The 26433-nt window shown below is 70.5% G+C and carries 27 protein-coding genes; 14 read left to right on the top strand and 13 right to left on the bottom strand.

All coding sequences use genetic code 11. The features are described 5' to 3' along the window. Nucleotides 1-9: 9 nt before the first annotated feature. Both AC5L3X_RS10430 and AC5L3X_RS10425 read left to right on the top strand, forming a co-directional pair. On the top strand, nucleotides 10-1119 hold the full coding sequence (locus AC5L3X_RS10430; protein ID WP_494856622.1) for a glycosyltransferase family 4 protein: 1110 nt from the start codon (nucleotides 10-12) through the stop codon (nucleotides 1117-1119). After that, nucleotides 1116-5282, top strand: a complete 4167-nt coding sequence (locus AC5L3X_RS10425) for an alpha-(1->3)-arabinofuranosyltransferase domain-containing protein (protein ID WP_494856621.1) — start codon at nucleotides 1116-1118, stop codon at nucleotides 5280-5282. Before AC5L3X_RS10430 ends, AC5L3X_RS10425 begins: the two co-directional genes overlap by 4 nt. Here the strand turns inward: AC5L3X_RS10425 and AC5L3X_RS10420 are convergent. Both AC5L3X_RS10420 and AC5L3X_RS10415 read right to left on the bottom strand, forming a co-directional pair. Next, a complete protein-coding gene (locus tag AC5L3X_RS10420; protein WP_189124758.1) occupies nucleotides 5203-6345 on the bottom strand; it encodes an acyltransferase family protein in 1143 nt (380 codons plus the stop codon). The two genes, AC5L3X_RS10425 and AC5L3X_RS10420, sit on opposite strands and share 80 nt — an antisense overlap. Continuing rightward, entirely contained in the window at nucleotides 6342-7082 is a 741-nt protein-coding gene (locus AC5L3X_RS10415) for a class I SAM-dependent methyltransferase (RefSeq protein ID WP_494856620.1), read from the bottom strand. The genes AC5L3X_RS10420 and AC5L3X_RS10415 overlap by 4 nt, the downstream gene beginning before the upstream one ends. Before the next feature lie 142 nt (nucleotides 7083-7224). Between AC5L3X_RS10415 and pgfA the strand changes: the two genes are divergently transcribed. Continuing rightward, complete coding sequence (pgfA, locus tag AC5L3X_RS10410) at nucleotides 7225-8142, top strand: cell envelope lipid trafficking protein PgfA (protein ID WP_189124756.1); 918 nt, start codon at nucleotides 7225-7227, stop codon at nucleotides 8140-8142. 188 nt (nucleotides 8143-8330) lie between these two features. Further along, nucleotides 8331-9437 (top strand): NAD(P)H-dependent flavin oxidoreductase, encoded by a 1107-nt coding sequence (locus AC5L3X_RS10405; protein ID WP_189124755.1) that lies wholly within the window; start codon nucleotides 8331-8333, stop codon nucleotides 9435-9437. Between the two features lie 27 nt (nucleotides 9438-9464). On the opposite strand, the gene AC5L3X_RS10400 is transcribed toward AC5L3X_RS10405, so the two are convergent. Continuing rightward, nucleotides 9465-10274, bottom strand: a complete 810-nt coding sequence (locus AC5L3X_RS10400) for a crotonase/enoyl-CoA hydratase family protein (protein ID WP_494856618.1) — start codon at nucleotides 10272-10274, stop codon at nucleotides 9465-9467. 218 nt (nucleotides 10275-10492) lie between these two features. On the opposite strand from AC5L3X_RS10400, the gene AC5L3X_RS10395 reads away from it, so the two are divergent. From AC5L3X_RS10395 to AC5L3X_RS10365, 7 genes are all read left to right on the top strand, one after another. Then, nucleotides 10493-12043: an acyl-CoA synthetase gene (locus tag AC5L3X_RS10395; protein ID WP_494856616.1), complete on the top strand. Its 1551-nt coding sequence runs from the start codon at nucleotides 10493-10495 to the stop codon at nucleotides 12041-12043. Continuing rightward, nucleotides 12033-12935, top strand: a complete 903-nt coding sequence (locus AC5L3X_RS10390) for a Zn-ribbon domain-containing OB-fold protein (protein ID WP_494856615.1) — start codon at nucleotides 12033-12035, stop codon at nucleotides 12933-12935. The genes AC5L3X_RS10395 and AC5L3X_RS10390 overlap by 11 nt, the downstream gene beginning before the upstream one ends. Nucleotides 12936-12954: 19 nt before the next feature. After that, on the top strand, nucleotides 12955-13974 hold the full coding sequence (locus AC5L3X_RS10385; RefSeq protein WP_494856613.1) for a thiolase family protein: 1020 nt from the start codon (nucleotides 12955-12957) through the stop codon (nucleotides 13972-13974). 50 nt (nucleotides 13975-14024) lie between these two features. Then, on the top strand, nucleotides 14025-15170 hold the full coding sequence (locus AC5L3X_RS10380; protein WP_494856611.1) for a thiolase family protein: 1146 nt from the start codon (nucleotides 14025-14027) through the stop codon (nucleotides 15168-15170). 48 nt (nucleotides 15171-15218) lie between these two features. Further along, nucleotides 15219-16802: an acyl-CoA synthetase gene (locus AC5L3X_RS10375; RefSeq protein WP_494856609.1), complete on the top strand. Its 1584-nt coding sequence runs from the start codon at nucleotides 15219-15221 to the stop codon at nucleotides 16800-16802. Between the two features lie 98 nt (nucleotides 16803-16900). Then, nucleotides 16901-17185, top strand: coding sequence for a hypothetical protein (locus AC5L3X_RS10370; protein ID WP_494856608.1), 285 nt, complete (start codon nucleotides 16901-16903; stop codon nucleotides 17183-17185). A 17-nt stretch (nucleotides 17186-17202) separates the two neighbouring features. Then, a complete protein-coding gene (locus tag AC5L3X_RS10365; protein WP_494856606.1) occupies nucleotides 17203-17580 on the top strand; it encodes a DNA-binding protein in 378 nt (125 codons plus the stop codon). A gap of 39 nt (nucleotides 17581-17619) precedes the next feature. Here the strand turns inward: AC5L3X_RS10365 and AC5L3X_RS10360 are convergent, their stop codons facing one another. Continuing rightward, nucleotides 17620-18246, bottom strand: a complete 627-nt coding sequence (locus tag AC5L3X_RS10360) for a LysE family translocator (RefSeq protein ID WP_494856604.1) — start codon at nucleotides 18244-18246, stop codon at nucleotides 17620-17622. Nucleotides 18247-18352: 106 nt separating this feature from the next. Then, a complete protein-coding gene (locus AC5L3X_RS10355; protein WP_494856602.1) occupies nucleotides 18353-19255 on the bottom strand; it encodes a LysR family transcriptional regulator in 903 nt (300 codons plus the stop codon). 111 nt (nucleotides 19256-19366) lie between these two features. Here AC5L3X_RS10355 and AC5L3X_RS10350 point away from each other — a divergent pair, with 111 nt between their 5' ends. Next, nucleotides 19367-19891 (top strand): cysteine dioxygenase family protein, encoded by a 525-nt coding sequence (locus AC5L3X_RS10350; RefSeq protein ID WP_494856601.1) that lies wholly within the window; start codon nucleotides 19367-19369, stop codon nucleotides 19889-19891. Between the two features lie 33 nt (nucleotides 19892-19924). Here AC5L3X_RS10350 and AC5L3X_RS10345 read toward each other — a convergent pair whose 3' ends face one another. From AC5L3X_RS10345 to AC5L3X_RS10320, 6 genes are all read right to left on the bottom strand, one after another. Beyond that, nucleotides 19925-20299: a hypothetical protein gene (locus AC5L3X_RS10345; protein WP_494856600.1), complete on the bottom strand. Its 375-nt coding sequence runs from the start codon at nucleotides 20297-20299 to the stop codon at nucleotides 19925-19927. Then, nucleotides 20296-20802, bottom strand: a complete 507-nt coding sequence (locus tag AC5L3X_RS10340; RefSeq protein WP_494856599.1) for a hypothetical protein — start codon at nucleotides 20800-20802, stop codon at nucleotides 20296-20298. Before AC5L3X_RS10340 ends, AC5L3X_RS10345 begins: the two co-directional genes overlap by 4 nt. Next, nucleotides 20765-21145: a hypothetical protein gene (locus AC5L3X_RS10335; RefSeq protein WP_494856598.1), complete on the bottom strand. Its 381-nt coding sequence runs from the start codon at nucleotides 21143-21145 to the stop codon at nucleotides 20765-20767. The genes AC5L3X_RS10340 and AC5L3X_RS10335 overlap by 38 nt, the downstream gene beginning before the upstream one ends. 123 nt (nucleotides 21146-21268) lie before the next feature. Then, nucleotides 21269-21772 carry a hypothetical protein gene (locus tag AC5L3X_RS10330; RefSeq protein WP_494856597.1) on the bottom strand — a complete coding sequence of 168 codons (504 nt, stop codon included), beginning with the start codon at nucleotides 21770-21772 and terminating at the stop codon, nucleotides 21269-21271. Nucleotides 21773-21777: 5 nt separating this feature from the next. Then, nucleotides 21778-22674, bottom strand: a complete 897-nt coding sequence (locus AC5L3X_RS10325) for a hypothetical protein (protein ID WP_494856596.1) — start codon at nucleotides 22672-22674, stop codon at nucleotides 21778-21780. Next, nucleotides 22665-22988, bottom strand: a complete 324-nt coding sequence (locus AC5L3X_RS10320) for a hypothetical protein (protein ID WP_494856595.1) — start codon at nucleotides 22986-22988, stop codon at nucleotides 22665-22667. Before AC5L3X_RS10320 ends, AC5L3X_RS10325 begins: the two co-directional genes overlap by 10 nt. Nucleotides 22989-23124: 136 nt before the next feature. On the opposite strand from AC5L3X_RS10320, the gene AC5L3X_RS10315 reads away from it, so the two are divergent. Both AC5L3X_RS10315 and AC5L3X_RS10310 read left to right on the top strand, forming a co-directional pair. Next, complete coding sequence (locus AC5L3X_RS10315; protein WP_494856594.1) at nucleotides 23125-23517, top strand: YbaB/EbfC family nucleoid-associated protein; 393 nt, start codon at nucleotides 23125-23127, stop codon at nucleotides 23515-23517. 147 nt (nucleotides 23518-23664) lie between these two features. After that, nucleotides 23665-24066 carry a YbaB/EbfC family nucleoid-associated protein gene (locus tag AC5L3X_RS10310; protein ID WP_494856593.1) on the top strand — a complete coding sequence of 134 codons (402 nt, stop codon included), beginning with the start codon at nucleotides 23665-23667 and terminating at the stop codon, nucleotides 24064-24066. 125 nt (nucleotides 24067-24191) lie between these two features. Here AC5L3X_RS10310 and AC5L3X_RS10305 read toward each other — a convergent pair whose 3' ends face one another. Continuing rightward, on the bottom strand, nucleotides 24192-24830 hold the full coding sequence (locus tag AC5L3X_RS10305; protein ID WP_494856592.1) for an alpha/beta fold hydrolase: 639 nt from the start codon (nucleotides 24828-24830) through the stop codon (nucleotides 24192-24194). 108 nt (nucleotides 24831-24938) lie between these two features. Further along, nucleotides 24939-26294, bottom strand: a complete 1356-nt coding sequence (locus AC5L3X_RS10300; protein WP_494856591.1) for a dipeptidase — start codon at nucleotides 26292-26294, stop codon at nucleotides 24939-24941. Nucleotides 26295-26433 lie beyond the last annotated feature (139 nt).

Below are 26433 nucleotides of genomic sequence, written 5' to 3'. Positions count from 1 at the left end.
CGGAGTTTCGTGAACATCGCCGTCGTCAACTGGCGCGATCCGTGGCATCCCGCCGCCGGAGGCGCCGAGACCTACGCCTGGGAGATGGCCCGGCGCTTCGCCGCGTCGGGCCACCGGGTCTGCTTCGTCACGGCCCGGGGCCCCGGCCAGCCCGCCAAGGACAAGCGGGACGGGGTACGGATCGCCCGGATGGGCGGCCCGTTCACCGTCTATCCCCTGGTGCTCGGCTGGCTGCTGCTCCGTCGCTCGCTGTTCGACGTGGTGCTCGACTGCCAGAACGGCATCCCGTTCTTCACCCCCTGGGTGCTGCCCCGCCGCGTGCGGATCTTCTGCGTGGTGCACCACGTGCACGACCGGCAGTTCGAGGTGCACCTGCCGCGCTGGCTGGCGACGGTCGGGCGGTTCCTGGAGGGGCCGGTCTCGCGGTGGACCTATCGCGGGCAGGTGAGCGTGGCCGTGTCGCCGTCGACGGTCAACGCCATGCGGGAGCGGCTCGGGTGGCGGGGGCCGATTCATATCGTCCCCAACGGCGTAAGCATCAATGGATCACGAAATATCGGGAGAAGTGGGGTGCCTCGACTCGTGTGCGTGGGCCGGCTCGTCGCGCACAAACGCGTCGACCTGTTGCTCGACGCCGTCGGAGAGCTGAGGAAGCGCTGGCCGGGCCTGACCGTGGACGTCATCGGCCGGGGTCCCGAGGAGGACCGCCTGCGCGCCCGGCTGCCGGAGGGCGTCACCATGCACGGCTACCTGTCCGAGGACGACAAGGAACGTCTCATCGCCTCCGCCTGGCTGCAGGTGAGCACCTCCCAGGGTGAGGGCTGGGGGCTGTGCGTGCTGGAGGCCGCCGCGCTCGGCGTCCCGACGGTCGCCTTCGACGTCGACGGACTCAGGGACGCGGTACGGCACGGCCGGACCGGCTGGCTGCTCCCCGAGGGCACCGACCTGGCCAAGGGCATCGCGGCGGCCCTGGAGGAACTGGAGGAGGCCGCCCCCGCCGACCCGTACGGAGACAGAAGCCGGCAGTGGGCGGCGAGGTTCTGCTGGGACCGCAGCGCCGAACGCATGGCTCGGCTGATGCGGGGCCACGCCGTGGAGCCCGTCTGGGAGGAGTCGTGAGCGAGCGAGCCCTGAGCGGTGGAGGCGCGCACGAGGGAGGCGCGCACGAGGGAGGCGCGCACGGGGGCGTCCGCGAAGGAGGCCCGCGCGGGGGAGGTGCCCGCGAGGAAGGCGTGAGCGCCAAGGCCCGGCACCGGCTCTGGCTGGTGATCTGCTGCCTGGGGTTCGCGGTGCTGTCGTTCACCACGGTCCCCGGCCAGATCATCTCCGACACCAAGATCGACCTGGCGCTCAACCCGGTCGGCTGGCTGGAGCGCGCCGCCCACCTGTGGGACCTGCAGCACTTCGGCCAGCTGCAGAACCAGGCCGCCGGCTACCTGTTCCCGATGGGCCCGTTCTTCGCCCTCGGCGACCTGGTCGGCATCGCGCCCTGGGTGACGCAGCGGCTCTGGCTGACGTTGCTGCTGTGCGTGGCGTTCCTCGGCGTGGAGCGGCTGGCCAGGCAGCTCGGCATCGGCACGCCCGGCACCCGCGTCGTCGGCGCGCTGGCGTACGCGCTGGCGCCCCGCGCGCTGTCCATCCTCGGCGAGATCTCGATCGAGTGGCTGCCCGCCGCGATGCTGCCGTGGATCCTGATCCCGCTGCTCACCGCGTCGGAGACCGGCCAGCGGGCCAGAGGCGCGATCCGGTCGGGCCTGGCCGTGGCGCTCTGCGGCGGCGTGAACGCCGTCGCGGTGCTGGCGGTGCTGGTCGCCCCGGTGATCTACATCCTCACCCGGCCCAGCCCGGTGCCGCGCTGGCGGATGCTCGGCTGGTGGACGGGCGCCGTCTCGGTGGCCACGCTGTTCTGGTGGCTGCCGCTGCTGCTCGTTGGCCGTTACGCGTTCTCCTTCCTGCCCTACACCGAGACGGCCTCCACCACCACGCAGGTCACCTCGCTGACGAACGTGCTGCGCGGCGCGTCCGACTGGGTGCGCTTCCTGACCGTCGGCGGGGTGAACGACCAGCCGGCCGGCTACGCGATCGCCACCTCGGCCGCGATGGTCGTGATCACCGGGCTGCTCGCCGCACTCGGCCTGGCCGGTCTGGCCCGGCGCGACCTGCCCGCCAAGGGTTTCCTGATCACGGTGTTCGTGGTGGGCGTGGCCGCGCTGGTCGCCGGGCACATGAGCGCGCTGGAGCCGGTCGTCGCCGAGCCGGTGCGCTGGCTGCTCGACGGGCCGCTCGCGCCGCTGCGCAACCTGCGCAAGTTCGACCCGCTCGTCCGCCTCGCGCTCGCTTTCGGGCTGGTCCACCTGCTGGCCGGGGCCCGGCTGCGGGTGCGGGCGGTGGCGCTGGTGGCCTTCGCCGGGCTCGTGCTGCCCGTCTTCAACCAGGGCCTGGCGGCCCCCGGCTCCTTCAAGGAGGTGCCCCTCTACTGGAAGGAGGCCGCCGCCTGGATCAACGAGAACGCCGGCGACGACGGCGTGCTGGTCGTGCCCGGCGCCAAGTTCGGCGAGTATCTGTGGGGCCGGCCGCTCGACGATCCCACGCAGCCGCTGCTCCAGGCCCGCTGGACGGCCAGGCAGGTCACCGCCGCCGGGTCCGTGGGCCTGACCAGGCTGCTCGACGCCATCGACCAGCGGCTCACCGCCGGCCACGGCTCAGCGGGCCTGACCGAGGTGCTGCGCCGGATGGGCGTGCGCTACCTGGTCGTCAGGAACGACCTGATCAGGGCCAACCTGCAGGGCGCCTGGCCGACCAGGATCTACGAGACGCTCCGCGAGTCGCCCGGCATCACCAAGATCCGCTCGTTCGGCGGCGAGGTGGGCGACAGCGTCACCGACGACGTGATCGAGTCCGTGGACTGGCCGTTCCCCGCGCTGGAGCTGTACGAGGTGTCGGGCAGCTCGGAGCTGGTCGACGTGCGGCCCGGAGCCGAGGCGCTACGGGTGCGCGGCGGCCCCGACTCGCTGCTCACGATGGGCGACCTCGGCCTGCTGGGCGACGGTCCGGTGCTGGTGAACGGCGACGCCGGCCGGCAGGAGGTGCCGGTCGTCGCGAGCGACGCGCTGAGGCTGCGCGAGCGGCAGTTCGGCGAGATCAGGTCCAACTGGACTCCCACCCTGACCGCCGACCGGCGCGACGACTTCACCGGCGTCAGAGCGCTGGACCTGCTGGAGAACGGCTGGCTGGAGGAGACCGCCACCGCCGAGTACGGCGGCATCTCGGCCATCACCGCCTCCTCCTCGGTCGCCGACGCCGGCGCGATCCCCGGCCTCAGCGCCACCGGCCGCAGCCCGTGGGCGGCCATGGACGGCGACTTCGAGACCACCTGGGAGAGCGGCGGCTGGAAGCGGCCCGAGGGCGAGTGGCTCCGCATCGACCTGCCCCAGGAGCGCGAGATCCCGTCCTTCCAGGCGACGTTCACCAACAACGTGCTGCTCGGCCAGTCGATCAAACGGGTGGCCGTGGTGACCGAGGGCGGCCGGCTGGTGCAGCAGGTCGCGCAGACCAACACCCCCCAGACCCTGCGCACGCCGCCCGGCCCGACGAGCTGGCTGAAGATCGAGGTCGTGGAGACGTACAACCAGCGCTGGAGCTTCGTGCAGCGGGTCGGCATCACCGAGATCGCGATCCCCGGGATCATCCCGAGCCGCACCATCCGGCTGCCCGGACAGGGCGGCGACGTCTACGTGATGGACACCGGCCTGGACGCGCGCCCCGAGTGCATGCGCGACCCGGCCCGCTGGATCTGCAACCCGCTGCTGGCCCGACCGGGCGAGGAGGGCGCCGGCTTCGACCGGACCTTCACCGTCGAGGAGGAGCGTACGGCCGCGGTCCAGGGCACCGCCGTGCTCCGCGACGCCGAGCTGGTCGACCGCTACACCCGGCTCAGCGCCGACGTGACCAGGGTCGAGGGCTCGTCCCAGGTGAACAAGGAGCCCGTGGTGGCCCCCCGGTCGGCGTTCGACGCCGACGCGTCCACCACCTGGGTGCCCTCGCCCTCCGACGCCGAGCCCACGCTCACGATCCGCTGGAAGGGCAAGCGGGCCGTCTCCCGGCTCCAGGTGGCCCGCCCCGGAGGCGACAAGCAGCCGCTCGACCTCGTGGTGATGGGCGACAAGGGCCAGGTGCGCAGCGGCCGGGCGGACGCCGGCGGCACCCTGGCCTTCCAGCCGATGTCCACGTCCTCCCTCAAACTGCGCTTCTATCCCGTCTCCAGGCGGCTCCAGGTCACCGAGCTGATCGTGCCCGGCGTCAGCCCGGCGAGCAGGCCGGAGGGCATCCCGTTCCGGCTCTCCTGCGGCCAGGGACCGCAGCTGCAGGTCAACGGCCAGACCATCCGCACCAAGGTCAGCGGCACCTACTCCGACCTGCTGGAGCAGCGTCCCGTGCGGTTCGCCGGCTGTTCGCGGGCGGAGCTCGGCGGCGGCGACAACCGGGTGCGGGTGGCCGGCTGGGACCCGTTCGAGATCACCAACCTGGTCGTCGGCTCGGTGCCCGAGCGGCCCGTTCCGGTGGAGGGCGTCGCGCTGCCCGGCACCTGGACCCCGGCGCTGCGCGAGGTGCGCGTGGCCGCCCGCCAGGACTCCTTCCTCGTCGTCAACGAGAACTTCAACGCGGGCTGGCACGCCACCGTCGAAGGGCAGATCCTCCGGCCCGTGCGGGTCGACGGCTGGAAGCAGGCCTGGGAGCTGCCCGCGGGCACCTCGGGGACCGTGCGGATGGAGTACGGGCCGGACAAGCCCTACCGCCTGGCGCTCGGGCTCGGGCTGGCCGGGATCGCGCTGCTCGTCCTGCTCGCCCTGGTGATGCGCGGCCCGCGGCCCGAGCACGTGCTGGAGACCGCTCCGGCGGCCGCCGCCCGCCTGTCCCGGTGGCGGGTGCCGTACGTGATCGTGCTGGGGCTGGGGTTCGGCGCCTGGGTGGCGGGCTGGCAGGGCATGCTCGTGGTGCTCGCCGGCGTCGTGGTCGTCCTGTGGCCGCGACTGCCGAGGCGGGCCGTGCCGTGGGTGGCCGCCGGCCTGTTCGGCGGGGCGACGGTGTCGCTGGCCGCGGCCATGGCGCTGCGCGACTACGGCGTGGACGTGGAGCTGCTGACCGACCACGTGCCGCAGCTCTTCGCCTGCGCGGCCATGGGCGTGCTGTTCGGGCAGCTCGTCAGCGCACCGGCGCCGCCTCCTTCGCCGCGGGAGCGTCCGGCGGCGGAGCAGGTGCTGACCCGCGCCGGCTCAGCCTGAGCGCGTTCTCCTCGATGAGGTGGTAGCTCGCGACGCTCACCAGCATCGTGCCGACGAACGTCAGGATCGCCACCTGCACGAAGTCGCCGGTGAACGGCTGGGTGCCGGTCACCTTGTAGTAGAGGGTGATCACCGGCGCGTGCCAGAGGAAGAAGCTGTAGGAGATCCGGCCCAGGTAGGCGGTGACCGGGTTGCCCAGCACCCGGTGCCGGAGCGAGTCGTGCCGGGGGGCCAGCGCGAACGGCGCGACCAGCAGGATCGCCACCGACGCCTCCAGGCCCATCCGCCAGAGCGACTGGCCCACGTCCGGCAGCGTCAGCGTGCGCGGCCCGGCCAGCTCCGTGCTCAGCACCACGTAGAGCAGCAGCGCCAGCACGAGCAGCTGCGGCGCCAGCGCGTCGATCGCTTTGATCTCCTTGCGCCACACCGACAGCACGGCCATCGCCATCCCGGCAGCGAAGTAGATCAGGTGGTGTGGCAGCCAGAGCGCCATCTCCGGCTCGTCGGCGGCGTGGGAGACGATCACACTGGCCACCGAGATCACCGGCAGCACGGCGATGCCGGCGAGCAGCCGCACCGGCCGGTTGCCGCGGCGCGCCCACTGGTGCAGCAGCCAGGCGAGCAGGGGCAGCACCAGGTAGAACGCCATCTCGATGGGCATCGTCCACATCTGGTAGAGCCCGTCGGGGGCGCGGTCCTGCTCGGTGTAGTTCTGCAGCAGGAGCAGCCACTTGGCCCAGCCGGTCCAGTCCATCGAGCTCCACGCCAGCAGCGCCAGGAACGTGACCACCCAGTAGGCCGGCATCACACGGAACACCCGGCGCCAGAGGTAGAGGCCGGGACGCGGCGCCGGGGAGTCCTCCAGCAGGGCCCGCACCCACGGCCGGTAGAGCAGCAGGCCGGAGAGCAGGAAGAAGATCGGCACCGCGACGCCCAGCCGGGTCGTCATCCAGGCGAACATGCCCTCGCGGTACATGACGCCGGTGTTGCCGGCCACGTGCAGCACCCAGACGCCGAGCGCGGCCAGGGCGCGGATGCCGTCGAGCGCGCCATCCCTCTTCACGGACGCTTTCTCAGTACCAGGACCAGGTTCCACGTTGCGAACTCCCTGACGATCGGGACGTGCAGCATCGGGCGGTACCACCAGGGCAGGTAGCGGGGGAAGGCGTCGACCAGGTCCACCCGCCGCTCGCTCCGGGCCCAGCGCAGGCCCTGGGCGACGGAGACGGGGTAGAGGCTCTGGCCGTAGCGGTTCTTCGGCGCCTTGCCGTGGGTGTTCTCGTATTTCTGGGCGGCTCGGTGGCCGCCCAGGTAGTGCCAGGGCGAGGTCTCGTGACCGCCCCAAGGGGAGAGCCAGTTGGTGTACGCCAGGAACACCAGGCCGCCGGGTCTGGTCACCCTGACCATCTCGGCGGCCATCCGCCACGGCTCGGGGACGTGCTCCAGCACGTTGGAGGAGAAGCAGACGTCGACCGAGGAGGTGCGCAGCGGCAGGTCGAGGGCGCTGCCGAGCAGTCCGCCGCCGGGCGTGCCCTGGCCGGTCAGCTCGCCCGCGTCGACGTCCACGCACACGCAGCGGGCGCCGTGGCGGCGGAACTCCGAGGCGAAGAAGCCGGGGCCGCCGCCCACGTCGAGGACGAGCCGGTCGCGGAGGTCCACGTACCGGCGTAGCTGGGCGGCCGTGTCCGCCGCCAGCGTCGTGTAGTAGCCCTGCTGGTCGTCCTGCTCGGAGCGGAACGCCCGGAATAACCGGATGGACCGCGCCAAGTCAGGGCGCCTAGGCATATCTCCTGCTTTCATATGCGGAGTCACTCTAGAACTTGTTTCTATCGATTTGATTGCGGCTCTGTTCCGGACGGTGACGCATGTCACGCACTGTCATACTTTGTTGCCGGATGTTCGAGCAAGATAACAACAGGTTCTAGGATCGCGGAGGCCGTTGATGGGTCGCATCTCCACGCTCGTCCTCATCGGGGTCGGTGCGTTCTTCATCGCACTCGCCCCGCTCGTGAAATTCTGGGCGGCAGAGAAGATCATTTCTGCCCCCGCGAACCAGTTCGGTATCACCCACCTGGAGGCCAAGGGCGCGCAGTACTTCTCCAAGCAGGACCTCAAGGTGCTGACGGCCGACCTTGACATCATCGTGACCACCCGTGGGGACGTGAAGGAGGCCAACTCCAACCGCGTCGTCTGGGACGAGGCCACCGTGGTCAACGACATCACGAACGGACGTCCGCAGATCGACCTCAGCGACCGTCGCAGCGCCTTCGACAAGTACTCCGGCGTGGGCGTGAACTGCTGTGGGGTCAACGTCGCCAAGGCCCCGGTGACGCTGGAGGGCCAGATCTACAAGTTCCCGTTCGACGCGGAGAAGAAGACCTACAAGGTGTTCAACTCCAGCGCGATGAAGGCGTTCGACGCGCGCTTCGTCCGTGAGGACAACGTCGGCGGCCTGCCCGTCTACGTCTACGAGCAGGACGTGCCGCCGACCAAGACCTCGACCCTCACCGCTCCCGCCTCGGTGCTCGGCATGACCGACACCACCGGCGACGTGCAGGTGGACCGCTGGTACGACGGCAAGGTCACCTACTGGATCGAGCCCGCCACCGGCGCTCCGGTCAAGCAGGAGCAGCAGCGGCACGAGGTGCTCAAGACCCAGGACGGCATCGAGCGCTCGGTGGCCTTCGTCGCCGTGGCCAAGATGACGGACGAGACGGTCGGCAAGCTGGTGCAGAGCGCGGAGGAGGGCAAGAGCCAGATCAACCTGCTGCGCAACATCATCCCGCTCGTGCTGCTGGTCATCGGGGTGGTGCTGGTCGTGGCCGGGGTGATGCTCGGCCGCCGCTCCCGCGAGTCCTGACCGTCCTTCCGGGGCCCCGCGTCGCGCGGGGCCCTTTTCGCTGCCCGGACCCCCTTCTGGCGGCCGGTCGGCTTGTCACGCTACGTAATTAGAACGGGTTCTCGACCAAGGTTACTGGCCAGTACCGATGAAAGGTTCTAGAGTAGAACGCGTTGCAGTTCGTTATTAGCCGGTCGTATTGTCGGTATATGCGGACACGTGTCACGGAGATGTTCGGGATCGAACTACCGATCTTCGCGTTCAGCCACTGCCGAGACGTCGTCGCGGAGGTCAGCCGCGCCGGCGGAATGGGCGTCCTCGGCGCCCTCTACTTCACCCCCGAAGAGCTCGAAATGGAGCTCAAGTGGATCGACGACCACGTCGACGGCAAGCCCTACGGCGTCGACGTCGTCATGCCCGCCTCCTACGAGGGCGCGGACTTCGCGGCCGACGAGCTGGTCGGCCGACTCCAGACGATGATCCCCCCGGGCCACCGGAAGTTCGTCGACGACCTGCTGGCCGCCCACGGCGTGCCGGCCCTGTCGGCCGACGCCGAAGCGGGCAAGGTGCTGCTCGGCTGGACCGACGCCACCGCGCGCCCGCAGGTCGAGGTGGCGCTCAGGCATCCGATCGCGCTGCTGGCCAACGCTCTCGGGCCGCCTCCGGCCGACGTGGTCGACCTGGCCCACGCCCACGGCGTCAAGGTCGCCGCCCTGGCCTCCACCCCGCGTCACGCGCTCAAGCAGGTCGAGGTCGGCGTCGACGTGGTGGTCGCGCAGGGCACCGAGGCCGGTGGACACACCGGCGAGATCTCCACCATGGTCCTCATTCCACAGGTCGTGGACGCGGTCGACGTGCCGGTGCTGGCGGCCGGCGGGATCGGCAACGGACGCCAGATGGCCGCCGGCATGGCCCTGGGCGCCGAGGGCGTCTGGACCGGCTCGCTCTGGCTCACGGTCGAGGAGGCCGACACGCCCCAGATGGCCAAGGAGCGCATCCTGGAGGCCACCTCGCGCGACACGGTCCGCTCCCGCAGTTGGACCGGCAAGCCGGCCCGGCTGCTCAAGAACGAGTGGACCGACGCCTGGGAGTCCCAGGAGTCGCCGGGGACGCTGCCGATGCCGCTGCAGTTCATGCTGGTCTCCGACGCCCTGCGGCGTATCGGCCGCTCCGACGCCGCCGAGCTGGCCACCTTCCCGGCGGGCCAGATCATCGGCATCACCAACCAGGTGCGCTCGACCCGTGACGTCATGTACTCGCTCGTCGAGGAGTACACCGAGGCCCTGGAACGCCTCGGCCAGATCACCGACGACTGACTCACACCGGAGCGACGGTCACCGGGATCAGCGGCCGTGGTAGGTGGCGGGGCGCTTCTCCTTGAAGGCGCGGGCGCCCTCGCGGGCGTCCTCGGAGCCGATCACCGGCCAGCCGAGCTCGTCCGACACCTTCAGCGCCTCGGGCTCGGACAGGCCGAGCGTGTCGCGGTAGGCGCGCAGGATGGCCTGGACGGCGAGCGGGCCCGAGGCGGCGACGTCGGCCGCGATCTCCCGGGCCACCGTCAGGGCCTGGCCGTCCGGCACCACGCGGTTGACCAGGCCCATCGTCAGGGCCTCGGCCGCGGTGATCGGGCGGCCGGTGAGCAGCAGGTCCATGGCGTGGCAGTAGGGGATCTGGCGGGCCAGCCGCACGGCGCTGCCGCCCATCGGGAACAGCGCGCGCTTGGCCTCGAAGAGCCCCAGGGTCGCCGACTCGGCGACCACCCGCAGGTCGGTGCCGACCAGCAGCTCCGTGCCGCCCGCGACCGCGTAGCCCTCCACCGCGCAGACGATCGGCTTGGTGGGCAGGTCCTCGCGGAGCAGGCCCTTCCAGTGGTAGTTGGCGATCTCGGCGGCGCGGGCCCGTACCTCGGGGTCCGTGGACGGCTGGCCCATGGCCTTCAGGTCGGCGCCGGCGCAGAAGGTGCCCTCGGCGCCGGTCAGGATGGCCACCCGGACCTCGGGCTCGGCCGTCACGTACGCCCACGCCGAGGCCAGGCCGATCAGCATGTCGGAGGAGAGGGCGTTGCGGGCCTCCGGCCGGTCCATGGTGACGATCACGAGTTGGCCGTCGCGCTCGACGCGGCAGTGGGACGTGCTGATCGGCAGGAGTTCCACGAGAGCCTCCGAGATGATTGAATCAAACGCTTGTTCAACGCCGCCGATGATAGCGCGCCGGGTGCCGGGAACCGGTCTTATCAAGCGCTTGCTCCCCTCTTCACCGGCGGGTTACGCTGCCCAAGCAAACGAGAACAGGTTCTCGTTTGACCTGCCTGGGCCGGTCATGCGCTTGTGGGTTCGGCCATCTCCGGCATCGAACACTGACGAGGAGTTCCATGGGCACGCTCGGTTTCTGGAGGCTGGCGCAGGCGGATCCCGACTGGATCGCCGCCGTGGACCCCGACGGCACGGAGCATCGCGCCGGCGACCTCCTCGCCCGGTCCAACCAGCTCGTGCACGGCCTCCGGGAGCTCGGTCTGCGGCCCGGCGACGGCTTCTCCGCCCTGGTGCCCAACGGGGCCGACGGCCTGGTCTTCTACCTGGCGGCGTTGCAGGCCGGTTGGTACTACACGCCGATCAACTGGCACCTGACCGGCCCGGAGATCGCCTACATCGTGGCCGACTCCGAGGCCAAGGCCTTCCTCGTGCATCCCCGGCACGGCGTGGAAGGGGCGCGCGGAGCCGAGGCGCTGGCGCCCGAGCGCCGCTTCGCGCTGCCGGGCGGCGACGTCCCCGGGTTCCGCCCGATCGGCGACCTCATCGACGGCAGGCCCGAGACCACGCCACCCGACCGTACGGCCGGGGCCACCATGCACTACACGTCAGGTACGACCGGCAAGCCCAAGGGCGTCAGGCGGCAGCTCTCCGGGCTCGATCCCGACGACTCCGCCGAACTGATGACGTTCCTGCTGGGCCTGTTCGGCATCACGCCGGGGCAGCCCAACGCCCACCTGGTCACCTCGCCCAACTACCACACCGCCGTCACCCAGTTCGGCGGCACGGCCCTGCACATGGGGCACACCATCGTGTTCACCGACAAGTGGGACGCGGAGGAGATGCTCCGGCTCTGCGAGCGCTACCGGATCACCAACTCGCACATGGTCCCCACCCACTTCAAGCGCCTGCTCGCGCTGCCGGAGGAGACCCGGCACGCGTACGACCTGTCCTCGCTGAAGTGGATGATCCACGCCGCCGCGCCCTGCCCGGTGCCGGTGAAGTGGGCCATGTTCGAGTGGTGGGGCGACTGTGTCTACGAGTACTACGCGGCCACCGAGGGCGGCGGCACCCTGGCCACCCCCGAGGGCTGGAAGTCCCACCCCGGCACGGTCGGCTCGGCCTGGCCGATCAGCGAGCTGCTCATCGTGGACGACGCGGGCGAGCCGGTGCCGACCGGGACCGCGGGGACGATCTACATGAAGATGCTCGGCGCGACCTTCGAGTACAAGGGCGATCCGGCCAAGACGCAGGCGAGCCGGCTCAAGGACTACTTCACGGTCGGCGACATCGGCTACCTGGACGAGGACGGCTTCCTCTTCCTCTGCGACCGCAAGGCCGACATGATCATCTCCGGAGGGGCGAACATCTACCCGGCCGAGATCGAGAACGAGCTCATGGTCCACCCCAAGGTCGCGGACGTCGCCGTCTTCGGCATCCCTGACGAGGAGTGGGGCGAGCAGATCAAGGCCGTGGTGGAGCCCGCCGAGGGGGTCGAGCCGGGGCCCGACCTGGTGGACGAGCTGCTGGCCTCCCTGGAGGGACGGCTGGCCCGGATGAAGTGGCCGAAGACCATCGACTTCATCGAGGAGATGCCCCGCGAGCCCAACGGCAAGCTGCTCAAACGCAAACTCCGTGCCCCCTACTGGGAGGGACACGACCGTGCCATCTGAGAGCGGGGCGCTGGTCGCCCGGCACGTGCTGGAGTTCCCCGGCGGTTACACCCGGACCACCGGGCCGGTGATCGGCCGGTTCCTGACCGAGCTGCGCGCCGGCCGGATCGTCGGGGTGCGGACCGCCGAGGGCACGGTGCTGGTGCCGCCCCTGGAGTACGATCCGGCCACCGGCGACGCCGTCACCTCGGAGTACGTCGAGGTGGGCCCGGCGGGGACCGTCACGGGCAGTGCCTGGGTGCACGAGCCCCGCCCCGGACACCCGCTCGACCGGCCGTTCGCCTGGGCGACCATCAAGCTCGACGGGGCCGACACCTCGCTGGTGCACGCCGTGGACGCGGGCAACCCGAAGGCGCTGGCGCCCGGGACCAGGGTGTGGCCGGTCTGGCGTCAGGCCCGCGATGGCCAGATAACCGACATTTCACACTTCGCTCCTGAGGTGACGAAGATCGTGTCCCAGGTGCGCGCCGAATACCGGCTCCAGGCCGGCGGGGCGCTCGGCGTCTTCCTCGAAGGCGTCGGCCGGGGCGTCTTCATCGGCGGCTCCTGCGCCACCTGCGGCCAGGTCTACGTGCCCTTCCGCGGCTCCTGCCCGGAGTGCGGCACCGTGATCACCGAGCAGGTCGAACTGCCCGACACCGGGACGATCACCACCTTCGCCATCAACAACCTGCCCGATCCCCGGGCCCCCGAGGTGCCGTTCGTCTCGGCGTACATCCTGCTGGACGGCTCGGACAGCCCGCTGATCGCCCTGGTTGGCGGGGTCCCCGCGCACGAGGTGCGGCAGGGCATGCGGGTCCGGGCCGAGTGGATCCCGCGCGAGGAGTGGACGCCGTCCATGGCGAACGTCCGGTGGTTCGCGCCCACCGGCGAGCCGGACGTGGAGCTGTGATGAGAGACGTGGAGCAGTGATGAGAGACGTCGCCATCGTCGCCTTCGCCCAGACCAGGCACACCGACCACGACACCGGCCTCTCCGAGGCCGAGATGATCCTGCCCGTGATCCACGAGGTCAAGGAGCGCACGGGGCTCCAGCGGTTCGGATTCACCTGCTCCGGCAGCTGCGACTACCTCGCCGGCGCGCCGTTCTCGTTCGTCTCCGCGCTCGACGCGGTCGGCGCCTGGCCGCCGATCTCCGAGAGCCACGTGGAGATGGACGGCGCCTGGGCGCTCTACGAGGCCTGGGTGCGGCTCCAGCACGGCGACATCGACAGCGCCCTGGTGTACGGCTTCGGCAAGTCGTCACTCGGCGACCTGCGCACGATCACGACACTCCAGCTCGACCCCTACTACCTGGCGCCGCTCGGCCTCGACCAGCTCTCCGTCGCCGCACTCCAGGCCGCCGCCGCGGGCGTGGACCGCGCCGAGCTCGACGAGATCGTCCGGCGCAGCCGCGCCGACGGCCGCGGCAACCCGTACGCGCTCGACCTGCCGGAGGAGGTGCCGGACGGGTTCGCGGTCGAGCCGCTGAAGACCGCCGACATCGCCCCCATCACCGACGGCGCGGCCGCCGTGGTGCTCGCCACGGGCGACCTGGCCACAAGGCTGTGCCCGAACCCCGCCTACATCAGGGGCATCGCCCATCGCATAGAGCCCCATTACCTGGGTATGCGGGATCTTGCCCGGTCGACCTCCGCGGCCGAAGCCGCACGCGCCGCGGGGGTCGGCAAGGGTGCGGTCGAGGTGGCCGAGCTGCACACCCAGTTCGCCCACGAGGAGCCGATCCTGCGCCGGGCGCTCGAACTCCCCGGCGACACCGTGATCAACCCCTCCGGCGGCCCACTCGCCGCCAACCCCGTCATGGCCACCGGGCTGATCCGCATCGGCGAGGCCGCCAGGCGCATCCACGACGGCACCGCCTCCCGGACCGTGGGCCACGCCGCGAGCGGCCCCTGCCTGCAGCACAACCTCGTCGCGGTCCTGGAGGCGTGAGCCCATGACCCGGCGAGGCCGCGTAGCGAACGAGGAGTGGTGAGCGACCAGTGAACAGATGCGCGGTCATCGGCGTCGGCCAGACGCACTACACGACCAAACGCAGGGACGTGTCGATCGCCGGCCTGGTCCGCGAGGCCGCGCTCAGGGCGCTCGACGACGCCGGGCTCACCTTCAAGGACATCGACGCGGTCGTCATCGGCAAGGCGCCCGACTTGTTCGAGGGCGTCATGATGCCCGAGTCCTACCTGGCCGACGCGCTGGGCGCGGCGGGCAAGCCGATGATGCGCGTGCACACCGCGGGCAGCGTCGGCGGCTCGACCGCCCTGGTCGGCGCCGGCCTCATCCAGGGCGGCGTGCACGACCGGGTGCTGGTCGTGGCGTTCGAGAAGCAGTCGGAGTCCAACGCCACCTGGGCGCTGACCACCCACCCGCCGTTCAGCTCGTCGCTGGTGGTGGGCGCCGGCGGCTACTTCGCGCCGCACATCCGCGAGTACATGCGCCGGACCGGCGCCCCCGACCACATCGGCACACTGGTCGCGGTCAAGGACCGGCTGAACGCGCTGAAGAACCCGTACGCGCACCTCAGGATCCCCGGCATCGACCGGGCGATGGTCGAGTCGACGCCGATGCTGTGGGAGCCGATCCGCTACCTGGAGACCTGCCCGTCCAGCGACGGCGCCTGCGCGATCGTCCTGTCGTCGGAGGACAAGGTCACCGGCACGCCCGCCTGGGTGCACGGTGCGGCCATGCGCTCCGAACCGATGTCCCGGGCCCGGCGCGACACGGTCAGCCCGCAGGCCGGCAAGGACTGCGCCGCCGACGTCTACCGTCAGGCCGGCATCACCGACCCCCGGCGACAGATCGACGTGGCCGAGGTGTACGTACCGTTCTCCTGGTATGAGCCGATGTGGCTGGAGAACCTGGGATTCACCGCGGAAGGAGAGGGCTGGAAGGTCACCGAGTCGGGGGCCACCGCGCTCGACGGTGACATCCCGTGGAACGCCTCCGGCGGGGTGCTGTCCAGCAACCCGATCGGCGCGTCCGGACTGATCAGATTCGCCGAGGCCGCGCTGCAGGTGCGCGGGATGGCGGGAGAGCACCAGGTGGACGGCGCCCGGCTCGCGCTCGGCCACGCGTACGGCGGGGGAGCCCAGTTCTTCGCGATGTGGATCGTCGGACGGGAGAAGCCCTGACCAGGGGGGACACCCGCACACCCTCGAACCGAGGAAGAAGAGGTCCGGATGGAGTTCAACCACGCTGACCTGTTCGAAGCGCTCGCGGACGCGATCGGGGACCGCGTCGCCGTCGTGTGCGGCGACGAGCGGCGCACCTACGCCGAGCTGGACGCCGAGGCCAACCGGCTCGCCCACTACCTGCTCGACCGGGGCATCCGGCCGGGCCATCACGTCGGCATCCACCTCTACAACGGCATCGAGTACATCGCCGCGCTGCTCGCCGCGCTGAAGATCCGGGCCGTGCCGATCAACGTCAACTACCGCTACGTCGAAGCCGAACTGCTCTACCTCTACCGCGACTCCGGCATCCGGGCGCTGTTCTACGACGTCGAGTTCGAGTCGCGGGTGGCCGCCGTCGCGTCCGACGCCCCCGAGCTGCGGCACCTGATCGCGGTGGGCGGGCAGCCGGCCACCCGCGACGCGGTGCCGTACTGGATGGCGCTGGAGAGCGGCAAGCCGGAGCGCGGCTTCGAACCACGCTCCGGGCAGGACGTCTACATCATCTACACCGGCGGCACGACCGGCATGCCCAAGGGCGCGATGTGGCACGTCGAGGACCTGTTCATGGGCTTCGGCGGCGGCAACCCGTACGGCGAGCCGCGCGCCACCCCGCAGGAGGTCGTCGACGAGGCCGTCAAGGCGAACCCGATCGTGATGATGGCCGCGCCGCCGCTGATGCACGGGGCGGCGCAGATGGCCACCTTCATCGCCTGGTGGATGGGCTCCACCATCGCGTACGTCCGCAAGTTCGACGCCGCCGACGTGTGGCGGACGATCGAGCGGGAGAAGGTGTTCACCGTCAACATCACCGGCGACGCGATGGCCAGGCCGCTCAGCGAAGAGCTCGAACGGGGCGGCTACGACGTCTCCTCACTGGTCGCGGTCAGCTCCACCGGCGCCATCCTGAGCGGCGCCGTCCGCGACCGGCTCCAGGAACTGCTGCCGAACGTGATGATCCTCGACAACTTCGGCTCCACCGAGTCGGGCTTCACCGCCTCGGGCGTCGAGGGCTCCTCGCCGGAGAAGGGGCTGCGCTACCAGCCCAACGCGACCTCCGGGCTGGCCGTGCTCGACGAGAAGCTGCGGCCCGTCGAGCCGGGCTCGGGACAGCTGGGCACCGTGGCCAAGGCCGGGCGGATCGCGTTCGGCTACCACAACGACCCGGACAAGACGGCGCGGACGTTCGTCACCGACGCCGACGGCACCCGCTGGCTGCTGACCGGCGACCTGGCGACCGTCGAGGCCGACGGCACCGTCACCATGTTCGGCAGGGGCTCGCAGTGCATCAACACCGGCGGCGAGAAGGTCTTCCCCGAGGAGGTCGAGGCCGTGCTCAAGGGCCACCCCGCCGTGTTCGACGCGGTGGTGACCGGCGTGCCCGACGAGCGCTGGGGCAACAGGGTGGCCGCCGTCGTCGAGCGGCGTCCCGGCGTCGAGGTCACCCCGGAGGAGCTCGACGCGCACTGCCGGCGATTACTGTCGGGCTACAAGGTGCCCCGCACGTACGCGTTCGTGACCGAGATGGTCCGCTCCCCGGCCGGCAAGGCCGACTACCGCTGGGCCAGACAGGTGGCCGAATCGACCGACTGACTCACGTCCGGCGACAGGGAACCCCAGCAGACCATGGAGGGATCAGGTCTCGACGGCCGCGACGGAGGGGATTCCTACTTCTTTGATAATCTCGGGCCATGGCTGAGACTTCCTACAGCATCGGTGAGGGGCCCTCGACTCGGGTGAGCCTCTCCTTGCCTGAGGGCACGGCCGAGGCGATTCGTCGTCGCGTAGGCAAGCGGGAGTTCTCCTCGTTCATCGCCGCAGCGGTGGAACGCGAGCTGCGTGGCCAGATTCTGGACGAATACCTGGCCGACTACGAGCGCCGTAACGGCCCCGTCCCCACCCAGGAGAAGGAGCGGGCACGCCAGGTGTTCGACGAGGTGTTCGCCGAGGAGGAAGATTGGCGCGCCACAGGTTGACCCATGAGGGGACCCTCGTGCTCGATTGCGAAGGGTTGTCGAAGTTCGTCGATGATCAACCGTCTGTCGTCGCCCTGGTCGCGGAAGCGCGCAGCCGCGGCATGGAGGCGGTGATCAGCGCTCTCACCGTCATCGAGGCCACTCACCGCCGAACGGACAAGACCCGGCTCGCCTGGCTCCTGTCCGGTATGCGGATCGTCCACGTTGGCGAAGAAGAGGCGAAAGCCGCCTCAGCGATGCTGATCGGGGCCGGACTGCATGGTCACAAGTACGCGATCGACGCCGTGGTGGCGGAGTTGGCGATCCGGCAACAGCGGCCGGTCGTCATGCTCACCTCCGACATCGACGACATGACCAAGCTCTGTGGTGATCGAGTTCGGCTCGTAGCCGTGTAGCACACAGGGTGAGGTAGGCCCGGACACCCGCCTGCGGGGTCAGGCCTTCTCGTTCGTCAGCAGGGCGGCCAGCCCGAGGTAGACGACGCCGCTGCCGATGTCGAGGCGGCGGCGGGCCCTGGCCGACCGGCGCAGGCGCCCGGCCAGGGCCGAGGCGGCCATCGCGTAGGTGCCGTCGCTGGCCATCCCGAGCAGCAGCCAGATCAGCCCGAGCAGCAGGATCTGCGGCCCGACCGGGCCCGCGGCAGGGTCGGTGAAGTGCGGCAGGAACGCCAGGAAGAAGATCGCGGTCTTTGGGTTGAGCACGTTGACCACGAACCCCTCCCAGAACATCCGCCGCCTGGAATGGGTCACCGCGGTGACGGACTCCTCAGTCTCGCCCCGGTGCATCAGCTTGCGCAGCCCGAGCCAGACCAGGTAGGCCACACCCGCGTACTTGACCACGGTGAACGCCGTGGCCGAGGCCGCCAGCAGCGCGCTGATGCCGAGCGCCGCGGCGAACACGTGAACCAGCGAGCCCGCGTGCACGCCGAGGACCGAGACCAGGCCGGCCGACCTGCCTTGGGCGACACTGCGCGTGACGATGAAGAGCACGGCGGGGCCGGGCACCACCAGCAGGGCGAGGGTGGCCAGGCAGAAGAGCGCGAGCGTCGCGAGATCCGGCATGGGGCCATCCTAAGGACGCGGTCAAAGGTTTTCCCGGCGCGCCCGAGGCGGTCAGCCGGCCTTCCCGGCCGAAGCGGTCAGCCGGTTTTCCCGGACGACCGCGCGGTCAAAGGCTCGCCCGGAGCGCCGACAGCAGCGCATCGGTTGCCGGCGGGTGCGGTGGCCCGCCGTAGACGGCGGCGTGGACGTGCCTGGTCGAGCCGGGGATCTCGGCGACCGTCACATCGGGATGGCGGTGCGCGGCCAGCGCCAGCCCCGGCAGCACGGTCAGCCCCATGCCGGCCGCCACCAGTGCCTGCACGGCCACGATGTCGTCACTGGTGAACGAGATGTGCGGCTCGAACCCGGCCTTGTCGCAGATGTCGAGCAGGTGGCTCCGGCACCGATCGCACCCGGCGATCCACGCCGCTCCCGCATGCTCCGCCAGCCTGGCTGGCTCGTACGTCGCGGAGGACACGCCCGCCGGGTCGCCGGTCGGTGAGGAGGGGGAGACGAGGTAGCTGGGGTCGTCGAAGAGGTGCGTCAGGTGGAGGCCGCTCTCCTCGGGCGTGGTGTCGTCGTAACGGAACATCACCGCCACGTCGACCCGTCCGGCCCGCAGCAGCCTGAGCGCCTCGGGCGGCTCGGTCTCGGTGAGCTCCAGCCGCAGCCCCGGATGGTTGCGGGCGATCCGCATGGCCGCCTTGGGGACGAACGTGCCCAGCGCCGAGGGGAACGCGGCGAGCCGTACCCGGCCTGAGCGCAGCCCGACGTGCGCGGCCAGTTCCTCGGCGGTGGCGTCGAGCCGTCCGATGATGTCGGCCGCCCGCTCGGCGAGCAGCCGCCCCGCCTCGGTCAGCCGGATGCCACGCCCGGCGCGCTGGATGAGCCGGGCGCCGGTCTCGGCCTCCAGTCGGGCCAGATGGTGGCTGACCGACGGCTGCGAATAGTGCAGGTCCTTGGCCGCCGCCGTCAGCGACCCCCTGCGGGCGACCGCCACGAGCACGCGTAGCCGTACGACATCGAGCATTCATCAAGCTTATCTATCGATGAGCAACAGAACTTCTGTTGGACCTATCGATGTGAGCTGTAGCAGGGTGGAAGGGGAAGGCAGATTAGCGTCTTTTCCTAGGGGGATACCATGGATATGACGACCATCGTCAGACCAGGACTGGACGAGCTCGTGCGGGGCGTCGGAGCGTTGACCGCCCGCCGGCTCGATCGCCGTGAGACCGCGTTCGCGGTCGCCGACCTGCTCCGCGCCCAGCTCCCGTCGCTCGACCTGCTCACGCCGGAGGAGCGCGAGGGCTCACCCGACGGGTACGTCTCGCAGGTGTTGCACGCCCAGGACGACTTCTCGATCGTGGCGGTCGTGTGGCGCCCCGGTCAGGGCACGGTGATCCACGACCACGTGTCGTGGTGCGCGTTCGGCGTCCTCAGTGGCATCGAGCACGAGACCCTCTATCGCGACCTCGGCGACCACCTGACCGAGATCGGCCGCGCGGACAACCGGCCGGGCGAGGTCAGCGGCTTCGCCCCGCCCGGCGACATCCACGCGGTGCTCAACACCAGCGACGAGGTGGGCGTCTCCGTCCACGTCTACGGCGCCGACGTTCGCCGCCTCGGCAGCAGCGTCCGCCGCGTCTACGACCTGCCCGTTCGCTAGGCCCCGCCCGGCTCGTCCGTCGCGCCTCGCGGTCTATACGTTGACCTTGGGAAAGTCCTGTGGCGGCACGTTGCCCGGCCCGGAGAACTCGGGCTGCCCATCCACGTCCATGTAGAGCTGGGTGGCCATCAGGGCACTGATCGCGGCGTGCGCGGCCACCACGGTCTTGGTCAGATTGCGTCCGATGTACTCCTGCGCCACCAGCCCGCCCAAGGGATTGACCGTGTAGGAAAGGCGGATCGTCCACAGCGCCATGACCCACACCACCGTCAGGGCGAAGATCTTGTCGTGCAGTGCGTTGAGGGATTTCACCGCCTGCTCGAGGTCGTGGGCGTGCGCCACGGCCTTGTCGGAGAGCTGGACACCCGCGGTCATGAAGGCCCGCAGCTTCTTGTCGGCCACTTTCATGGTCTCGCCCTGCCATGCCTGCGCGAGGACGGTCCGGCCGGTGGGTCCCCGCCACCGAAGAGACCGTCCAGGTCGCCCGCCATCGCGGCCCAGTAGGCGACGTGCCTGTCGAGGATCTCGTCGCGTGGGACCATGACGGCGGCCCAGACCATCATGCCCACGCTGGCGGCGATGGACATGCGCCCGGCGACCTTGAGCATCGCCGCGGTGCGGCCGCTCTGCAGCGCGATGCGCGAACGCTCGATCTGCGCGTAGACCTTGTCCCGCTCGGCGAAAGTCGTCGCTCGCGACAGTTTGCGCTGGGCGGATGGATCGTCGTAGTCATCCAGATACTGGACCCAGCGCTGCCGGTCGATCCGGTGGCGGAGCCGCCGCGCGCGCAGGCCGGCCTCGAACGCCCCCGCGGCCATGACCGCCGGCTGCCAGTACTTGTCGTCGCCCTGATGCTCGAACAAAGGGTTGGCGTCACCGGTCCGCAGCAGCGGCTGAAGGGTTGGCGTCACCGGTCCGCAGCAGCGGCTGATCGAGAGGGCGGTCCGCGTTGGCCTGCAGACTGAGCAGAGCCTGCACGCCCTGGTGCTCGGCCTGGGCGTAGCCGTGCTCGTTGGCGGTGATCACCTCGGCCATGGCCGAGGCACTCCGCGCTCCGTTCCGCAGGCGGTCACGGAAGTCGCGGAACGCCCGGCTGTAACGTATCCGGGCCGGCTCGCCGACCAGCCCGAGCGCGATCGGCATCAGCTCGGAGGCCCCTTCATCCCCCTCGCTGCGGACGTCGTGCAACTGGAGCAGTCGCTCGGCGACCTCTTTGAGATTGACGGCAGACTGTCGGAGGCCGGCGCGATTCACGTGGAGAGGCTGCTCCGTCATGCGATCAGCATCTCGGGCCGCAGCTTGGCGAGTTCACCGAACATCTGAACGTAGTGGAAGCGTGATCATTGCCACGCTCCGGACCGGGGAAGCGGGCGGCCGTCACGCCTGGTCGGGGCCGCAGGTCCATGACACTTCCTCCGTCTGGAGAGCGTCGCCGTACCGGTAGGGATCCCAGCCGTCGCGCAGGAAGAGCTGCGTCACCACGTCCGAGGGGGCGCCCAGCAGGTCTTCGGACGACTCCTCGCCGACGAGGCGCTCGGCGGCTTCCACGTCTGTCACGCGAATCCGGTAGTGGGCCTCCAGGTGCACCACCGGACTGTATTCGGTCGAGGTATCGCCGGCCTCCTCCGCTTCCTCGTCAGGGCCCGGTTCGTTCTCCAGGTCGCTGAACGGGTTGCCCCATCCGGTGAGATCGGCGCAGAGGGCAACGTAAGCGATGGCTGAGGCGCGGAGGTCGTTGACCGCCTCCACCACCCGCTTGTAGTCATCGGGCGTTTCAGCGAGGACTTGTGCGTGCTGTTCGATGGCGGACCCTAGCGTGGCGGCAGCCGCCGGCAGATCTGCGTGCCCGGGTGCGTCGGTGTCTGCCTGGGAGTCATTCATGCTGGTCAATCCTCGAAGTAGATGTGGTGGGTGCGCATGATCTCACCTTTGGCGTTCATGTACTCGACGTGCACATGATCCTTGCTCCCGCAGGGGCCACGGTAACGTGCCCTGCCGCCCTCTTTTGCCATCCGTTTTGCTTCCTCCTCTGCCTCGCTCCTCGTTGGTTTATTAGCCAGATTCCTATTACCGCTGTTCGTCTTGTTGGGTGAGTTCGGGGGTTCTTTCCGCCCCATCTGGGCGACCGTGGGGCCGTTGGGCCCATCTACCCCAGTGGGCCGGTTCCGGGGGAGTCGCATAGGCAGGCGGGGACCGCCGGCCAGGGCGAGCGGAGGGCCTCCACCCCACGGTCCTCGGGCGTTTCTGAGAATTCTGGCCAGGGGTTCTGTGACCCGCCGGGCGAGCCCGGGGGCGAGCACCCGGGCACCGCCCTCGCTGGCCTCCTTGAGGATCCTCCCCATCGCGTAACGGGTGCCGAGGACCGTGGCCGCGGCCGTACCGAGAGCGAGTGGCCCGCCCGCGAGCATGGTGGCCGAGAGCTTGACCGCGCACGACGCGGCGTACGAGAGGATCGCCACCTTGGTGGCGGTGACGACGTTGGCACCGCCGTCGAGGATCACCGGCGCGTACCTGGCCGCCGTCGACGCCTCGTTGAGGTGCCCGCCGCCACCCGTCTTCTCCCAGTAGCCGGCCAGGGCCGTGGCGGAATCGCCCTGGTAGACGGCAGGGCTCGTCGTCTGGGCGATGGTGTTGTCCGCATGGGCCGCGGCCGTCGAGGTGCCGGCGTGGACGGTGCGCCACGCGTCCGCGTCCAGCCGAAGCTCATCCTCGTTGGTTTTCAGCCAGGGGATCCCCGTCAGCGCCAGGATGACCTCGCCCCAGGGCGGCAGGATCACAGCCATGACGTGTCCGGCAGTCGGCCGATGTCCTGAGCGGTCCCCCTGTCGACGTCCGACACGCGCCGGCTCGACAGCGAAAGCGCGTCTCCGGTGGACTCCATCAGGTCGCCCATGTGGGTGTAGGCGGCCAGGGCGACCGCGGTGCACTCGCAGTACGCGGTGACGAGCGGGCGCAGCAGGCCGTCATCGCCCCAGGAGGCAGCGTTGCCGCGCTGCTGTAAACGTTGCAGAGCTGCCGTGTAGTCGGTTCCATCGCCCCTCAGGTGCGTGGAGGCGGTCTCGACCGACCCATGGATCATCCGAAGTTCCGAATCCATGGGGCGTAGATTAACCATGATTCGGATCGGTCTGGTGATAGGTCGATCTTTCGCGGGTTACCCGTCTCTGATGGCCGGCCGGGGGCTGGTATCTTACCGATCGTGTCGTCCCCGGCGTCTGGTGAAGGAGTCCGCGATGCCCGCCTCGGGCCCATGGAGCGATGACCTCGACCACCTGGAGCGGCTCGTCCGTCAGACCGAGGAGATCATGCGCGAGCTCGGATCCGCCCGGACCGAAATCGCGGAGATCACCGCTGGGGGCGAGGCGGGCGGCGGCATGGTGCGCGTCGTGGCGGGCGGTGGCGGGCGGCTCAAGGCGATCACGCTCAACCCCCGGGTCATGCGCCAGCCCGCCGACGAGCTGGCGAGGCAGGTCATGGCGGCGACACGGGCCGCGCAGGAGGCGGCCGCGCGCAGGTCGCAGGAGATCATCGAACGGGCGCGGGCGCGTGCCGATCGGCTGCCCGAGCCGCTGGACGAGACGTTCGTGCGCCGCCGGGTCGAGCAGGTCGCCCGCGAGATCGAATAGTCTCCCCATCGCCGCGGCCTCGGGGAGATGGCGGGTCCGTTGCTCCTGAGCTCGGGAGACCGAGCAGACCTCGCGAGCACGAGTGTGTGCGCGCCGAGGGGGCCGGATGCCAGGTGGCGCGTGAACCGTTACAGGTAAGGAGACAGAGTGCACCCACTCGACGCGGACCCCGCCAACTGGCGTGACGAGGATCTGGAGCAGAATGCGGAGAAGGCCGCGAAGATCCTCGCCTGGGTGGGCGACGGTGAGCGTGAGCTGGACGAGATCATCGGTACTGGCGAGGCCGCGGACGGTCAGGTGAAGGCCACCACAGAGGTGGACGGCAGCGTGCGGGAGATCGTCATCACGCCGCGCGCCATGCGGCTGGACAGCCAGTCGCTGGCCGAGCAGCTGATGCTGGCCGTCGGCCGGGCCCAGGATGACGCCGAGCGGCAGAGCCGGCAGCTGATGACCGACGCGCTGGCCGACCTGGTCCCTGACGGCGGGCCGGATCCCCAGGCCATCGAGGAGCAGATCGGTCGGTTGCTTCGCTCCTTCGAACGCCCCTGACCGGGACGATCCGTCTGGTGTGGGTGAGCCGTCTCGGCAGCGGTGTCCGCTGCGTCCGCGACCCGGCCCTCCGTTACGCGTCCGCGACCCGGACCTCCGTTACGCGTCCGCGACCCGGCCGTCCGTCAGAGGTAGCTCTCCAGGCGGTCGGCCAGCTCGATCGGGCGGGCCAGCATCGGGGTGTGGCCGCCGTCGATCTCGTCGGGCGTGATGCCCAGGCGGTCGCGGACGAGCCCGCGCATGAACTCCGGAGTGAAGAACCGGTCGTCACGGCAGAGCAGGAACCTCGTCGGCACGTCCGGCCACGCGGCCAGCGGCCACGGCTCCAGCAGCGCCTTCTCGGCGTGCTCCCGTCCCCGGGTCAGCGCCTCGGCGGCGACCTCGGCGGGAACGTCCTGCAGGAAGACGGCGACCGGATCGTCCATCGCGGGCGCGTGGAAGCCGGCCTTGGCCCACCAGTCGGCGGGCGGCTCGCCCGGAACCGGGATCATGGCCGTCACCAGCACCAGCAGGTCGGCCTGGACCCGGTCGCAGACCAGTGGAGCGACGAAGCCGCCCCACGAGTGGGCCACGACGACCAGGTCGCCGCGGTCGCCGACGGCCCGGACCACGGTGTCGGCGTAGTCGCCGAGGCTCGCTGACTCGTCCTCGAGCGGCAGGTCCACGGCGACCGCGTCGTGCCCTCTGCGGCGCAGCTCGGCGACGACCAGCTCCCAGTCCTGGGCGCTCCCACCGCCTCCATGGATCAGTGCGAACGTGGCCATAAGTCCTCCTCGAAGTCGTGTTCGACAGGAAGACCGGCCGGCGGCCGGAAAGTCATCGGAAGGAGCCGCAGGAAGAGCGGTCAGCGGCCGGACCCGCGACCCGAACCGTCAGATGCCGAGGGCCGACGGGAGGCTGAGCTCGTGCAGGAAGAGGGCCTCGGCGGTGGCGACGCGGCGCAGCTCCTCCAGGTCGACCCGCTCATTGGGCGCGTGGATGGCGGCGTCTTCGTCCTCCGCCCCGAACAGCAGGATCTCGGCCGCCGGGAACTGCTTGAGCAGCGTGTTGACCAGCGGGATCGAGCCGCCGGCGCCGACGTCGCGAGGCGGGCGCCCGAAGGCGCGCTCCATGGCCCGGTTGAGGGCCGAACGGGCCTTGCCGCCCGAGTCGGCCTGGAAGCCCGAACCCACGGTGAAGTCGCCGAACGAGACCTGCGCCCCCCACGGCGTGACCTGCTGGAGGAACTCCATCACCGCGTCGACCGTCGTCTTCGGATCGCCCGCCGGGGGCACCCGGACCGTGACGCGGGCCCGCGCCGCCGGCTGCACCGCGTTGACCGCCCCGGAGACGGTCGGCACGTCGAGGCCCGTCACGGTGATCGCGTAGGACGACCAGAGCCGGTCGGCCAGCGAGCCGGAGCCGACCAGTGACACGCCGTCGAGCACGCCCGAGGTCTTCCTGAACTCCTCCTCCGGCGGGCCCTGCCCGAGGAACGACCCCCTGGGCAGCCCCGGGACCCGGATGTCGCCGTTGTCGTCGTGCAGCGAGGTCAGCATGCGCATCAGGGCGGCGAGCGCGTCAGGGGCGGCGCCGCCGAACGACCCGCTGTGCACCGGCCCGCGCAGGGTGCGGACCTCGATGGTGAAGCCCGCCATGCCTCGCAGCGACGTGGTCACCGCGGGGTCGCCGACGCGTGGGTTGCCGGTGTCGGCCACCACGATGGCGTCGGCCCGCAGCAGGTCGGGGTTGCGCTCGACGAAGGCCTCCAGGCGCTCGCCGGCGTATTCCTCCTGGCCCTCGATGATGACCTTGATGCCCACGGGCAGCCGGCCCTGGAACGCGCGCAGCGCCGTGACGTGGGAGATGATGCCCGACTTGTCGTCGGCGACGCCCCGGCCGTACAGCTGCCCGTCGATCTGCGTGGGCTCGAACGGCGGGGTGCGCCACGCGGCGGGATCGCCGGCGGGCTGCACGTCGTAGTGGGCGTAGAGCAGGACCGTCGGGGCGCCGGGCGGGGCGGGCGACTCGCCGTAGACGGCGGGGAAGCTGCCCTCGACCGGGACCTGCTGGACATGCCGCAGGCCGGTGGAGCGCAGCAGCTCCTCGGTGGCGGCGGCCGCGGCGAACACGGGCTCCTCCGGGTGCCCGGGGAACGCGACGGAGGGGATGGCGGCGAGCCGCTTCAGCTCCTCGATGGCCTGTGGCATCGAGGCCGCGACGGCGCTCTCGATCTGGTCAGGTGTCACGGACGATCCCCCGGGGGTTGTTCGACGGTCAACGTCTCATTGCATCACACACGGCCCCGCGGCGCGGGATCGGCATGACCCGCGGATCAATCTACCTGCGGATTTCGTAGCAGTTACATGTTGCTGCTGCGGATCTCGG

The organism is Nonomuraea sp. CX421, assembly GCF_059358955.1.
Note: the sequence above shows the minus strand (reverse complement) of the source record. Positions and strands in the feature narration are given on the sequence as shown.

Coding starts and splice junctions, on each gene's coding strand:
- AC5L3X_RS10325 (WP_494856596.1), bottom strand. CDS start 22,674: ATGGCTGTGATCCTGCCGCCCTGGGGCGAGGTCATCCTGGCGCTGACG.
- AC5L3X_RS10320 (WP_494856595.1), bottom strand. CDS start 22,988: ATGGATTCGGAACTTCGGATGATCCATGGGTCGGTCGAGACCGCCTCC.
- AC5L3X_RS10305 (WP_494856592.1), bottom strand. CDS start 24,830: ATGGCCACGTTCGCACTGATCCATGGAGGCGGTGGGAGCGCCCAGGAC.
- AC5L3X_RS10355 (WP_494856602.1), bottom strand. CDS start 19,255: ATGCTCGATGTCGTACGGCTACGCGTGCTCGTGGCGGTCGCCCGCAGG.
- AC5L3X_RS10345 (WP_494856600.1), bottom strand. CDS start 20,299: ATGAAAGTGGCCGACAAGAAGCTGCGGGCCTTCATGACCGCGGGTGTC.
- AC5L3X_RS10370 (WP_494856608.1), top strand. CDS start 16,901: ATGGCTGAGACTTCCTACAGCATCGGTGAGGGGCCCTCGACTCGGGTG.
- AC5L3X_RS10405 (WP_189124755.1), top strand. CDS start 8,331: ATGCGGACACGTGTCACGGAGATGTTCGGGATCGAACTACCGATCTTC.
- AC5L3X_RS10415 (WP_494856620.1), bottom strand. CDS start 7,082: ATGAAAGCAGGAGATATGCCTAGGCGCCCTGACTTGGCGCGGTCCATC.
- AC5L3X_RS10360 (WP_494856604.1), bottom strand. CDS start 18,246: ATGCCGGATCTCGCGACGCTCGCGCTCTTCTGCCTGGCCACCCTCGCC.
- AC5L3X_RS10315 (WP_494856594.1), top strand. CDS start 23,125: ATGCCCGCCTCGGGCCCATGGAGCGATGACCTCGACCACCTGGAGCGG.
- AC5L3X_RS10330 (WP_494856597.1), bottom strand. CDS start 21,772: ATGAATGACTCCCAGGCAGACACCGACGCACCCGGGCACGCAGATCTG.
- AC5L3X_RS10395 (WP_494856616.1), top strand. CDS start 10,493: ATGGGCACGCTCGGTTTCTGGAGGCTGGCGCAGGCGGATCCCGACTGG.
- pgfA (WP_189124756.1), top strand. CDS start 7,225: ATGGGTCGCATCTCCACGCTCGTCCTCATCGGGGTCGGTGCGTTCTTC.
- AC5L3X_RS10350 (WP_494856601.1), top strand. CDS start 19,367: ATGGATATGACGACCATCGTCAGACCAGGACTGGACGAGCTCGTGCGG.
- AC5L3X_RS10375 (WP_494856609.1), top strand. CDS start 15,219: ATGGAGTTCAACCACGCTGACCTGTTCGAAGCGCTCGCGGACGCGATC.
- AC5L3X_RS10385 (WP_494856613.1), top strand. CDS start 12,955: ATGAGAGACGTCGCCATCGTCGCCTTCGCCCAGACCAGGCACACCGAC.